This window comes from Pseudoalteromonas aquimarina (genome assembly GCF_049257255.1).
Classification (GTDB): Bacteria; Pseudomonadota; Gammaproteobacteria; order Enterobacterales; family Alteromonadaceae; genus Pseudoalteromonas.
Genome location: NZ_JBMMUG010000004.1, coordinates 338,958 through 352,156, shown reverse-complemented (window position 1 = coordinate 352,156; position 13,199 = coordinate 338,958). Strand labels below are relative to the sequence as shown.

Sequence of the window (13,199 nt, the reverse complement as noted above, 5' to 3'; positions counted from 1 at the left end):
TAGTAATGGCTAGAAAATTATCCCTTAGACAATATGTAAAACGCCGTAATGGTGTACCACTCGGTGCATCTGGCTCATTAACTAACATGCTCAAAAATGCCCTTGGTGCTAAAAACTTTTCACAATTTTGGCTATATTGGAACCCAATTTGGGGCTATTACTTAGCTACGAAAGTTCAAATACCATTAACGCACTTTTTACCGCACTCTCTCGCGCTAATTTTAACCTTTAGTATCAGTGGGCTACTTCATGATTTAGCGGTGAGTGTAATCAAACAAGAAGTTTTTTTTGTTTGTACACCTTGGTTTTTTGTGATGAGTTTAGCCGTAATAGCATCGAGTAAATTGAAGGTAGATGTGAGCAAGTATCCTTTTTTCCTCCGAGCATTTATACATACATCTACTGTGATTATTTGCTATTGGTTAAGTTATTTTGCTTTGCGATTAATGTAACAAAATAATTCTAAGCTTTTATTTTTCTTGGCAAGAAAATAGTTAGTCGCTAGATTAGGTATTAACCAAATCAACAGGAATTAAAATGCGCTTACTATTTATTTGCTTACTCTCATTGTTCACAATACCAAATGTGCTCGCAAACGCAGAGCAACTTGATCTTAAAACATTTGCAACAGACTACTATAAAGCGATGGTTGCTTCTCAAGCACCAAACGCAACAACGAAAGAACTTGAAGCTTATTTGGCTTTTCTTACTGACGATGTGGGTCACTCACACCTACCTTATGTTACCGATGATGCACGTTTGCCTGATGGTAAAGAAGCGATGCGAAAAGGCATGACATTTTATTTAGGTGCGCATACTGAATATAACTCAGAACTGCTCAATGTATTTGCTTTTAATGATTCAGCTGTCGCAATCCGCTACACCTCGGATGCTAAGGGTATTCACCCACAAAACAATCAAGCGCTTGAGTATTCAAATGTAATGATGGAAGTGCTCGAAATTGAAAATGGTAAAGTTGCAGTTATTCGCAAATACCACGAATAATTACAACAGCGTAGACACTTACATTTTGGTTATCAAATTTAACTGATTTTTTATAAATTTGCTGTCAGCAAGACCCTATAGCCAAGCCCATTGACTGTTTTAATATGGGCTGGTTTTTTTGCATTAGATTCTAACTTTTTGCGTAAGCGACAAATCGTTGTATCAACAGCGCGAACAGAGTTTGGCCCCTCGCTTATACTAACCGCATCTATTATCTCTTCCCTTGAATAAATGCGAGGTGAATTTTCAGCTAACAGGAACAATACAGACTGTTCATGAAGAGTTAAATTAACTTCATTCGTTGCTTCATCAATAACAATTTTATTTGCAAAATCTAGTACGAAATTGCCTAATTTAAGTTGTTTTGTTTCTCGTTTACTTGGTTTATGCATACCTACTAAGAGTTTTATTCTCAGTAATAGCTCTTTAATCGTATAAGGTTTTACTAAATAATCATTGGCGCCTAATTCAAGTCCAGCAATCCTATCCTCATCACTGGCCCTGCCAGATGAGACAATAATCGGCGTAGTGGTACCACTTGCTTTTAGCTTTCTAAGTAACACTAATCCATCTTCGTCAGGCAGCCCCAAATCTAGAATAATTAAATCAAAGGACCTATTTGTTATCTGATTCCAACTTACTTCTACATTGTGTGCTTTAACAACAAGAAAACCTTCTAATTCTAAATAAGCACTTGTCACTTCAGCTAATTGTTCATCGTCTTCTATCAGTAGTAAAGAATACACACTATCAACCTTAGGTATGAAAATTATTCGTAGAAACATTACAGAAACATCTCAGACAAATTATAGACAAATCTCAGCACTATATATTCTATGCATTTTTTAATTTTGCCTGTTGATTATGGCTAGCTGGTAAGTCTGTAGAAAACATTGCGACGTTTTGTAAAACACTTATAAATCGCTAATGTATAGCTTGGGAGTTAAGCGTAATGTTTGAACGCTTTTTTAATTACTCAAATGAGTTAATGTGTATCGCATCATTAGACGGATATTTCCTTCAAATTAATGATGCTTTTATTGACACTTTGGGTTACCCAAAAGAAACATTACTTTCAGAGCCTTTCACTTCTTTTATACATCCTAACGATATCGATAAAACCCTTGATGAATTAAAAAACATCGGTAATGGCGTCGATACAGTAAACTTTGAAAATCGTTACTGTGTTAGTAATGGTGAGATTAAAATATTAAGTTGGCAAGCAACATTTGACCATGAATCAAATAGTATTTTTGCTACAGCACGAGACATTACAAAGGAACGTTTAGCTATTAGCCAGTATTCACAACTCTACAAAGCCGTTTCAGATAATATTATATTTGCTAAAACCAACGTTAAAGGTGTGATCACTGAAGTTAATCAAAAATTTTGTGATATTAGTGGCTATGACAAAAACGAATTAGTGGGACGAACACATAAAATTGTTAATTCAGGTTATCACAGTCGTGCTTTCTTCTCACAAATGTGGGAAACAATCTCTTCTGGCAGTGTATGGACAGGTTTAATTACTAACCGTGCTAAAAATGGCAAATACTACATTGTTAAAAGCATCATTATTCCCCTTTTTAATATTGATAACCAAATCGAATCTTACATCGCTTTGCGTCAAGACATTACTGAACAAATCCAATACCAGCAAGCTAATCAAAAAAACCTAGAAATACTCCATGAAACAGGTACTGTAGCTAAGGTGGGAGGCTGGGAGCTAAATACACAATCGAACGAAATATTTTGCACCGCTGAAACAAGCAAAATTTTTGATTTAAAATCTGCCGGACCAATTTCAATATCTCTTAATCAAGGACTATCACTCTTTTCACAATCACACTCGAAACTACTGCATCAGGCTATAGATGATACGATAAAAACAGGTTCCCCATTTGAGTTAGAAATTCAGACATCAGGAGAAAAACAACCCGCTAAGTGGCTTCGCCTCACCGGCAAAAAAAAGGAACCCTTCGTGGATGAACGCATTATTTTTGGGACAGTTCAAGATATCCATGAGCACAAACTTGCGCAAATTAAATATAAAGAAGAGCGAAGAAAAAGCATTCAAAATGCTAAGTTTTCTGCGCTAGGTGAGCTTGCCGCGAGCATTGCCCATGAAATCAACAATCCACTTGGTATTATTTCAGGCTTTTCAGAAATATTGCTGTACCAATTACCAAATCAGGACGAAAAGCTTTCAGCTATTATTGATTCTTGTGACCGTATTTCTCATATAGTTAAAAATTTAAAACGCTTTTCTAGTACCGACACAATTCCATGTAAAACACGTGTTATTTTAAGTGAAGTGGTTAAAGATGCCATTTCTCTTACCCAACCACGAGCAAGAAAATATCACGCCAAATTGACAGCCCAAATTGCTGAGAATATTTCTGTTTGGGGGGTGCATATTGAGCTTGAACAAGTACTTATCAATCTTATCAATAACGCAATAGATGCCGTAGAGACCTCACTCACCAAAAAAATCAACGTTCAATTATTAGATAAGGCTCACTCACCCCTTGTGATCATTGAGGATACAGGCGGTGGTATAGATGAATCATTTCAACTGAGAATATTTGATCCTTTTGTGACCACTAAGTCAGAAAATAAAGGAACCGGGCTGGGGTTGTCAGTTGTTAAAGGTATTTTAGAAGACCATAACGCACACATCAAAGTTAACAATACCGAATGCGGAGCACGTTTCGAAGTGTCTTTCCCGCCATTACTTTATAATCAGGAGCACGGCTATGACTAGCATAGTTTATGTCGACGATGAGCAATACCTAACGGATATTTTTACACACTTTTTTTCTGGGCAGAATTATCAGGTCAATGTATTTACCGACGAGTTCAAAGCAATCGAGTTTTGTAAAAATACCCCCCCTGATATTTTATTTATAGATTACCGTTTAGCTCAATTACGGGGGGACGATGTTGCTCGTCACGTACCCGAGCATATTCATAAAGTACTCGTTTCAGGTGATGTCCATATTAAAACGAAATACCCCTTTGATGCGTTTGTGGAAAAGCCGTTTAAATTAAACGACTTGCTGCAAACAATCGAAGCTTTAACACACAACTCGGTTTCTCACTGATAGGAGTTTGAAATGAACATTCAACGACTTGTAGTATTAGATGACAACCAAGAATACATAGCATTATTTGCTGGGTTTGCTGACTTACTCAATCTCAAGTTTGACGGTTTTACTGACCACTCAAAAATAAATTTTTCAGAATTAAAAGAAACCGACTTATTGATTCTTGATATCTATATGCCAGAAAAAGATGCGCTAGACATTATTTTGGACCTATCAAATTTAGAGTTTAAAAGTAACCTTGCGCTGATGTCGGGTACTGATCAAGACACAATTAACTCAGTTCAATCAACCATAAATCTGCTCAAAATTTCATTTTGTGGTGCATTATCAAAACCAATTCGATTTAACGCACTTAGAGATTTAATTGCTAAAGCGGATTCTCAGTTACAACAACAATCTCGTATTCAAAACACAAAAATGCCTGTCGACTTAACGCTACTTTCACATGAAAACAATATAAAACAATGGTTTAGTAACCATTATGTTTACCCTGTATTTCAACCTCAATATGACAGTGACTCTGAAAAAATTACTGGTATCGAGTGTTTAACGCGTGTCAATTTACCCAATATTGGTGCTATTAGCCCATTTGATTTTATTGCAGCTGTGGAACAAAATAATCGTATTGATGAATATACGCTTTATTTTATCGATAATGCTTTAACATCAATCCACAGCTTGTTACTTCACAATCCACATCTGTCATGCTCCTTTAATATTTCAGCACAAAACTTGGATAAAGCGTTCGCAGATAAATTAGTCAATTTATTTCAAAATTATACGGTTTTACCAAAACAAATAACGTTAGAAATTACTGAAAGTAATGCAATAAAAATGACATCCGAGGCTTTGTACGCTATCTCGCGATTGAAGTTATATGGAGTAAAGCTCGCTATTGATGATTTTGGTACGGGTTACTCCTCCATCAGCCAACTCGTCGATTTACCTTTTGATGAAATAAAAATAGACCGCAGCTTTGTGTGCCAACTTGCCGATAACAAGAAAGCACAGGCAATTATTAGTGCCACTTTTAACCTTGCAACGTCACTGCATTTTAATTTGATAGTAGAAGGGGTCGAAACGCAAGAACAATTAGATTTTTTAAGGGACAAGGGTAATTGTATTATTCAAGGCTATTTACTTTCAAAACCGCTTTCAACGGATGATTTACAAAGCCTAATTTTAGGCAAAGGAAAATTCAAACGAGGGCCGGTATCTAAGATTATTAAATTTTGATTAATTAAGAAAAGTGAGCGGACAGAAAAATTAATTTTTTCCTAACTATACTCAATGTAACGCCTGATCATTAGCTTTGGCTTTAACACCTATTTAATTGGTAGAAATATGAGATTAAAAACATTAATTCTGATCGTTGTCTTACTTTCAACCAGTTTACCATTAGTTATTTTCAATTTTATATACATTGGCCTTGAACGTCAGCTGTTACTCGACGAGTCTGTAAATAAATTGCAAACGGTTGCAAATATTAATCATGCTCGAATTAAAAGTTTGTTAGCCAATAAAAATGACGCCGTCGCCCTAATTAAAAGTCGAACCCAATTCAGAAAGCTGCTTAAAAAAGCAAATACGGAATCAACCCCAACACTGCTTACACGTATTCAAGAAATTAGCCAACATGCAATCAACGCTAGTCCAAATGTGTATGGCATCATTGTTTACAACAAAAAGAAGTCGCTAATTTATTCTAGCCAAAGTGAGTTAGCGAGTTTGATTAAACCTGACGATTTAAAACACAGTGGTAATACTCTTAATGTAAAACTTCATTTTATTGCTGAATTGCAGCTATTGATACTGATAGATCCTATCTATTTTGAAAACGAATTAATTGGGTATATTACTGTTACCTTTAACGACCAAAGCCTGAAAAATATTGTAAGTGACTACCAAGGGCTTGGTGATACAGGCGAAATAGTGCTTGCATCGCGGGATAAAAATGGCGATGCATTCTTTTTAACCCCAACACGCCATGATCCAACGGTGGCATTATCGTTAACAATTCCTAAAAGTAATTTAGAAATCCCCATCACTCATGCTATGAATGGTACAAATAGCCTTTTCCCTAATTATGTTGATTACAGGGATATTCCAGTACTGGCGATATCTCATCATATTCCAGAAACTGATTGGGGAATGGTTGTTAAAATTGATAAAGTAGAGGTGTTCCAAAATATCGAACAATTTAAACAACTTGCTTACAGTGTGTTAATTGGCACTTTGGTTGTTTCAGCATTTATATCAATTTATTTTAGCAAAAACATTTCTCGCTTATTCTTATCAATTCTTAATGCTTTAAAAGCAACTTCTAACGGACATAATGTCGAAATCAACGAAAAATCAAATGTGTTAGAAGTGTCGGAAGTGTATCAGGCAATTAATCGATTAAACGCAGAAAAATTTAAAACAGAGGAATTCCTGCATAATACGATTGCTGAATTAACCGAACTTAATTCCAAACTCGATGCAGAGGCTGAGCGCTTTAAACGATGGAAGGAATCAAATTTCATCGGCATTATTCACTCAACCGCAACTGGACAAATTATCGATACCAATTCAACTTTGCTTGACATGATCGGTTACTCACAAGAAGACCTTGAACAAGGTCGAATAGATTGGAAAAATCTAACACCCGAGGAATTTTTAACGCTTGATTTACATGCCATTGATGAAGCTAATGAGAAAGGATTTTGGACCCCTTTTGAAAAAGCTTATCGGCATAAAGATGGACACCTAGTACCAATATTAATTGGTGGTTCAATATTTAATAAAAGTAATCAAGAATTCATTGTTTTTATCATTAACCTATCCGATAAATATCAAAAGATGCAAGAGCTTGAACAATACAAAGGCATTGTTGAAAACTCGCGAGATATGTTTGCATTTTTAGATCTTGAATATCGATTTAAAGCTGTAAATCAGGCTTATTTAGATCTGCATAAGAAAAGCAAATCAGACGTTATTGATAAAACAATCAGTGATATTCTTGGTGACACGTTTTTCGAACAAAAATTAAAAAGCCGCATCGACTATGCACTAAAGGGTCATGTTGTTTCGTTTACGGAAAATATCACGATTTCAGATAATTCCACTAAAACTCTTAAAGCTTCTTATATTCCTTACTATTCAAAAGGTCAGGAGATCATTGGTTTCATTTTCAAAGGCGAGGACATCACAGAACTTGAGCAAAAGCAAAAGCTGATCGAGCTGCGCGAAGCAGAGCAAAAGCATATTATTGAATCCATGTTAGAAGGCATCTTCACCGCTGATGCCAAAGGTAAGCTTCTCTCTTTCAATCCTGAAGCACAGAGTATCTTTGGTTACAGCGAGAGCGAAATTATCGGCCAAAGTATTGATGTTCTGACAGATAATGTTGGGCAACACAAAGAAAAGCTGGCGCATTTTATTGAAACTGGTCAATCTAAAATTGTTAACAACCGGTTAGGACGTGATGTGTTAGCAAAACACAAAGATGGTCACATTTTTCCTATCCGCATTTCTGTAGCATGTATGCCTCCCACGTCAAATGGCGAGATACATTTTATCGCTAACTTTCAAGATATGACCGAGCACGATCAACAACGAAAGTTATTAAATCGCAGTCTAAAGTTGGAATCATTGGGAAATATTGCAGGTGGGGTTGCCCATGATTTTAATAATATTTTAAGCATCATTGTAGGATACACAAACTTAATAACCGACCATAATAAAGATCCGCTTAGTTGCATGGAAGCAATTGAAAAAGCCTGTGAACGAGGACAAAAACTTACCAGCAATTTATTAACCTTTGCTAAAACCAGTAATCGCTTTCCCGTCTCTGTTAACATAAATGATCTTATTCGTAAAAACCAAAAATTACTTGAGACTGCTTTAACCACTAAAGTAAAACTGAGTCTTGAACTTGACGATAGCCTGAAACAAACCCAACTAGAAGAGCATTTATTTGAAGATTTGTTGCTAAACATGGCAATTAATGCCATGCATGCAATCAAAACAACGGGTCATTTTACAATTTCAACGAAAAATCGCTTACTAAGCCAAGACGAAGTGTCTTTTTATCAATTAAATACAAATTCAGTCATTCAATTAACGCTAACTGATAATGGCTGTGGAATATCGCAAGAAAATGTCGACAAAATTTTTGACCCATTTTTTACTACCAAAAAAGAATTTGGTAATGGCCTTGGTCTCTCACAGTGCTATGGGTTTATTAAAGCCAGTGGCGGTACTATTGATGTTTTTTCAAGAGAGAATCAAGGTACAACATTTACTATTTTCTTTCCTGTTGTTTCAGAATCCAAAACCCAACAAACAGAGACTAATGATTATCCTCCACTTGTAATGCAGACTCATTACAAAAATATTTTGGTGGTTGATGACGAATTCGATATACGCTTCCTAGTTAAATCATTTTTAGAAAATGAAACGACCTGTATTTTTGAAGCGAGTAGTGTTAAAGAAGCACTTACAATATTGGCAGAAAACAAGGTCGACCTTGTGATTAGTGATGTTTTAATGCCCGATACAGATGGCATTACTTTTATTGAAATGACGTTAACAAAAGTGCCTAACTTAAACTATTTATTTATCTCAGGTTACCTAAACGCACCGGACAATAGTGGGATTATTAAGAATCGTATTCTTTATAAGCCTTTTAATAAGGTACAGTTAATCGAAAAGATTAATAGTTTAAGCAAAATGCAATAAAAAAGCGCGGTAAGCATAACTTACCGCGCTTTTTCGTTAAATCGGTTTATTAAACCATTTTAACTGGCACTGCTTGCTCAGAACCGTACTTAGTAGTTAGTTCTTCTTCAAGTGGCGTAAACGCAGTTAGGTCAATGCCCTCAACAGCTGCTGTGTATTCAGCCATTGTTGGGAAGCGACCAAGAATAGTTGAAAGAACTACTAATGGTGTTGAACCAAGTAGTGATTCACCTTTTTTCTCTGCAGTATCTGCTACAACACGGCCTTGGAAAAGACGCGTTGATGTTGCGATAACAGTATCACCTGGTTCTGCTTTTTCTTGGTTACCCATACATAAGTTACAACCTGGGCGTTCTAGATATAGGATGTTTTCGTACTTAGTACGTGCAGCTGTTTTCGGATTGTTATCGTCAAACTCAAAACCTGCGTACTTAGCAAGTACTTCCCAATCACCTTCAGCTTTAAGCTCATCAACAATGTTGTATGTTGGTGGCGCAACAACAAGTGGCGCTTTAAACTCGATTGAACCGTTTTGTTTTTCTAGGTTACGAAGCATTTGTGCGATGATCTGCATGTCACCTTTGTGAACCATACAAGAACCAACGAAACCAAGGTCAACTGGCTTGCCATCGTAGAAAGAAACCGGACGGATAACGTCGTGTGTATAACGCTTAGAAACATCTTCGTTGTTTACGTCTGGGTCAGCAATCATTGGCTCAACGATTTCGTCAAGATTAACTACAACTTCGGCGTAGTACTTAGCATTATCATCCGGTGCAAGTGCTGGTTGTTCACCAGACTTAATACCTGCGATACGCTCGTCAGCTAAGTCGATAAGACCTTGAAGTGTCTTCGCTTCGTTTTCCATACCCTTGTTGATCATGATCTGGATACGGCTCTTAGCAAGTTCAATTGACTTGATAAGCGTTTCGTCGTTTGAAATACAGATTGACGCTTTCGCTTTCATTTCTGCAGTCCAGTCAGTGAAAGTAAACGCTTGGTCAGCCATTAGCGTACCAATGTGAACTTCAATGATACGACCTTGGAACACGTTCTCACCGCCAAATTGCTTAAGCATTTGTGCTTGCGTTGCGTGTACTACGTCACGGAAGTCCATGTGCTTAGCCATGTTGCCTTTAAACGTTACTTTAACAGAATCAGGAATTGGCATTGCCGATTCACCTGTTGCTAAAGCAAGTGCTACCGTACCAGAGTCAGCACCGAATGCTACGCCCTTAGACATACGCGTGTGTGAGTCACCACCGATGATGATTGCACGGTCATCCACAGTAATATCGTTTAATACTTTGTGGATTACGTCAGTCATTGAATGGTAGATGCCCTTAGGGTCACGCGCTGTGATAAGGCCAAACTTGTTCATGAACGCCATAAGTTTTGGAATGTTAGCTTGCGCTTTTGAATCCCAAACTGATGCCGTGTGACAACCAGACTGATATGCACCATCAACAAGTGGAGAAATCGTTGAAGCAGCCATTGCTTCAAGTTCCTGACACGTCATAGGACCTGTTGTATCTTGAGAACCTACGATGTTTACACGTACACGAACGTTAGAACCTGCGTGTAGTGGCGTTTCAGACTGAACACCTACTGCATTACGGTTAAAGATTTTCTCAACAGCAGTAAGGCCTTGGCCTGCATGTGAAATCTCTTTTGAAGGTGCGTAAACCGCAGGTGCAGTAACACCTAGTGTTTCAGCAGCAAGTGTTTGAAGCTTCTTACCGAATACAACCGCGTAAGAACCACCTGCGCGCATAAATTCAACTTTTTGTGGTGTGAAAGCAGAAGATACATCAACTAGCTCTTTGTCACCGTTGTAAAGCTTCTTAGCTTGAGTGTCGATAGTTAATACCGTTCCTGTTGCTACTGAGTAAGCTTCTTCTAATACTGCATCGCCATTTTCATCAGTAACTGTGTTGCCGTCAGCGTCTACTTTCTTAACCCAGTTTTTAAGGTCAAGACCAATACCACCCGTTACATCTACCGTAGTAAGGAAGATAGGCGCGATACCGTTAGTACCTGCAACAACAGGTGCGATGTTGATGAAAGGAACGTAAGGGCTTGCTTGCTCACCTGCCCAAAGTGCAACGTTGTTCACACCAGACATACGTGAAGAACCTACACCCATAGTACCTTTTTCAGCGATAAGCATTACTTTCGCGTTAGGGTGCTTTTCTTTTAGCGCAACGATTTCTTGTTGTGCTTCAGGTGTGATCATACATTGGCCGTGAAGTTCACGGTCAGCACGTGAGTGCGCTTGGTTACCTGGAGAAAGTAAGTCAGTTGAGATATCACCTTCACCTGCAATGTAAGTTACAACTTCAATCTTCTCTGGAATGTTAGGAAGTTTTGTGAAGAACTCAGCATTTGCGTAGCTTTCAAGAATTTCCTTCGCAATCGCATTACCTGCTTTGAATGCGTCTTGTAAGCGTGTTGTATCCGCATCGTATAGGAATACTTGTGTTTTTAGTACGTCTGCAGCTTGTTTTGCAACTGCTTCATCGTTACCTAGTGCAAGGTCAAGTAATACAGCGATTGAAGGACCACCTTTCATGTGTGAAAGTAGCTCAAATGCAAATTCAGCTGTAATTTCAGCAACACTCTCTTCACCAAGAATAATTTCTTTTAAGAATGCTGCTTTTACACCCGCAGCAGGAGTAGTCCCTGGAAGCGTGTTGTAAATGAAAAACTTTAATGAATCTTCACGGTGCTCATTTGTTGTATCTTTGATTTGAGCAATGATTTCAGATAGTAGCTCTGCACTATCAATTGGCTTAGGGTTTAATCCAAGTTCCGCTTTACGGGTTTGGATTTCCGCCATGTATTCTGTATACAAACTCATAAAAAACTCTCGACGTGTTTTTGAAAAGATATGAACTAATTATTTTACATGATTTAAACTAGCCTACGAAGTTGTAGAGTTCAAAAAACATAAAAAATTTAGCAAATTAATACTAATTGATAACCTTAGTGGTCACTATGATGAAGCAAAGCATCAAACACCCATTAAATTATTGATAATAATTACTATTACTAATAAGTTAACTTTCAAAAAAATACTGCGTTAAACGCTTTATATATGGGCAATTGCTTATATACAGTTGCCTATTTTTAATTGGCTAACTTCACCATATATCTATTTTCTACGATTGTAACATGCTAAGAACAATAGCAAGATTTACCATAACAATACCCATTATAAATAGTATTTATAATGGTTTTTAAAAACATAATTAAGGTCAATATTTGAACATACCTCTCTCAATTAACGTAATTTGTTTTTCACTATTCATCTTGAAATTGCTAAATAACTTGGAGTTTTAGAAAATTTATTGATCAGTTTTGATTCTCATCGTTTCATTATGAATACTCATTAAATACAACATAGTCTCTATACAAAGAGCCTATGCTGACATCAACTTTTTATTTACCAACCTTCAAAACTTACATTTTTACAAAGCATTTTTAATTTTCTTACTACAAATAAAACAAGAGCAATAATTGCGCATTTTTAATTGACATTAACCTTAGCTGAACTAGAATAACGCCATTCGAATACCATTCGAACACAATTACCAAAGAGAATTGTAAAGGTATCAATATGGCTCCAGCACCAAAATACAGCTTACAAGAGCAAGAAAAGATGATTTTAAATGCAGCAGAGCAATGCATTAACGAATCATCTGTAACAGATTTCACTATGGCCAAGGTCGCTCGCCTTGCAGGGCTCTCCATGGGTTCGGTTTATAAATTTGTGCAAAGTAAAGAAGACATCGTTTTGGCATTAGCGTGTGAGTCATTTAGCCATTTTTCAAAAGTCTTTCAAACGGTACTTAACCTACCGTTACCGACACCTGAAAAAATTCTTGCTGTGTGCTTAGTCTCACCAAAGGCGTTGCAACGCTTTAGTTTTGATTACGAGTTACAATCGTATGCAACCAACACAGCCGTTATTCAGCGCGCTTCTCGCATGTGGACAGAGAAAATGATCCAAGCCTGCAATTGTTGCGAGCATGCATTCAAATTAACTCTAACTGAAGGTATCAGCTCGGGTGAGCTTAAAGATGTGCCTAATTTATCTGAAGTTATTGAGGAAATTATCATCAGTGGCTGGGCCATGACAGTTGGATACGAACAAGTACAGCGCGTTAGACAAACTCAACAAATTACCGAGGGCACAGAGTCGCTTTTTGAACCAATGTCATTAAATCACCCTATTATTAGAAGCACGGTACGTTTACTTAATACCTATCCGTGGAAACAAGCCATTGACGATGCGGCGTTAGTTCGCATTGAAAAAGAATTAATTAATTTAAATTTGCGTTAGAACATTACAAATGGAGTAGG

At 37.1% G+C, this 13,199-nt stretch carries 9 protein-coding genes; 7 read left to right on the top strand and 2 right to left on the bottom strand.

Annotated features, from left to right (window positions below; all coding sequences use genetic code 11):
- Positions 1-5 precede the first annotated feature (5 nt).
- Both AAEU29_RS12295 and AAEU29_RS12290 read left to right on the top strand, forming a co-directional pair.
- On the top strand, positions 6-452 hold the full coding sequence (locus AAEU29_RS12295) for an acyltransferase (protein ID WP_421973619.1): 447 nt from the start codon (positions 6-8) through the stop codon (positions 450-452).
- An 85-nt stretch (positions 453-537) separates the two neighbouring features.
- Positions 538-1,005, top strand: coding sequence for a nuclear transport factor 2 family protein (locus AAEU29_RS12290; protein ID WP_421973618.1), 468 nt, complete (start codon positions 538-540; stop codon positions 1,003-1,005).
- Between the two features lie 50 nt (positions 1,006-1,055).
- Here AAEU29_RS12290 and AAEU29_RS12285 read toward each other — a convergent pair whose 3' ends face one another.
- Entirely contained in the window at positions 1,056-1,751 is a 696-nt protein-coding gene (locus AAEU29_RS12285; protein ID WP_421973617.1) for a response regulator transcription factor, read from the bottom strand.
- Positions 1,752-1,957: 206 nt separating this feature from the next.
- Here AAEU29_RS12285 and AAEU29_RS12280 point away from each other — a divergent pair, with 206 nt between their 5' ends.
- From AAEU29_RS12280 to AAEU29_RS12265, 4 genes are all read left to right on the top strand, one after another.
- Positions 1,958-3,769 carry a PAS domain S-box protein gene (locus tag AAEU29_RS12280; RefSeq protein ID WP_421973616.1) on the top strand — a complete coding sequence of 604 codons (1,812 nt, stop codon included), beginning with the start codon at positions 1,958-1,960 and terminating at the stop codon, positions 3,767-3,769.
- Positions 3,762-4,109: a response regulator gene (locus AAEU29_RS12275; RefSeq protein ID WP_421973615.1), complete on the top strand. Its 348-nt coding sequence runs from the start codon at positions 3,762-3,764 to the stop codon at positions 4,107-4,109. The genes AAEU29_RS12280 and AAEU29_RS12275 overlap by 8 nt, the downstream gene beginning before the upstream one ends.
- A 12-nt stretch (positions 4,110-4,121) precedes the next feature.
- The gene (locus tag AAEU29_RS12270) at positions 4,122-5,348 is read left to right on the top strand and encodes an EAL domain-containing response regulator (RefSeq protein ID WP_421973614.1); all 1,227 of its coding nucleotides are present in this window, start codon (positions 4,122-4,124) and stop codon (positions 5,346-5,348) included.
- A 108-nt stretch (positions 5,349-5,456) separates the two neighbouring features.
- Positions 5,457-8,834 (top strand): PAS domain S-box protein, encoded by a 3,378-nt coding sequence (locus AAEU29_RS12265; RefSeq protein WP_421973613.1) that lies wholly within the window; start codon positions 5,457-5,459, stop codon positions 8,832-8,834.
- A gap of 49 nt (positions 8,835-8,883) precedes the next feature.
- On the opposite strand, the gene AAEU29_RS12260 is transcribed toward AAEU29_RS12265, so the two are convergent.
- Positions 8,884-11,694, bottom strand: coding sequence for a bifunctional aconitate hydratase 2/2-methylisocitrate dehydratase (locus tag AAEU29_RS12260; protein ID WP_421973612.1), 2,811 nt, complete (start codon positions 11,692-11,694; stop codon positions 8,884-8,886).
- Positions 11,695-12,453: 759 nt separating this feature from the next.
- Here AAEU29_RS12260 and AAEU29_RS12255 point away from each other — a divergent pair.
- Positions 12,454-13,179 (top strand): TetR/AcrR family transcriptional regulator, encoded by a 726-nt coding sequence (locus AAEU29_RS12255; RefSeq protein ID WP_421973611.1) that lies wholly within the window; start codon positions 12,454-12,456, stop codon positions 13,177-13,179.
- The last annotated feature ends 20 nt before the right edge of the window (positions 13,180-13,199 follow it).

Bases quoted from the DNA above. Each gene is read 5' to 3' on its own strand.
- AAEU29_RS12295 (WP_421973619.1), top strand. From the start codon at position 6: ATGGCTAGAAAATTATCCCTTAGACAATATGTAAAACGCCGTAATGGT.
- AAEU29_RS12290 (WP_421973618.1), top strand. From the start codon at position 538: ATGCGCTTACTATTTATTTGCTTACTCTCATTGTTCACAATACCAAAT.
- AAEU29_RS12280 (WP_421973616.1), top strand. From the start codon at position 1,958: ATGTTTGAACGCTTTTTTAATTACTCAAATGAGTTAATGTGTATCGCA.
- AAEU29_RS12275 (WP_421973615.1), top strand. From the start codon at position 3,762: ATGACTAGCATAGTTTATGTCGACGATGAGCAATACCTAACGGATATT.
- AAEU29_RS12270 (WP_421973614.1), top strand. From the start codon at position 4,122: ATGAACATTCAACGACTTGTAGTATTAGATGACAACCAAGAATACATA.
- AAEU29_RS12265 (WP_421973613.1), top strand. From the start codon at position 5,457: ATGAGATTAAAAACATTAATTCTGATCGTTGTCTTACTTTCAACCAGT.
- AAEU29_RS12260 (WP_421973612.1), bottom strand. From the start codon at position 11,694: ATGAGTTTGTATACAGAATACATGGCGGAAATCCAAACCCGTAAAGCG.
- AAEU29_RS12255 (WP_421973611.1), top strand. From the start codon at position 12,454: ATGGCTCCAGCACCAAAATACAGCTTACAAGAGCAAGAAAAGATGATT.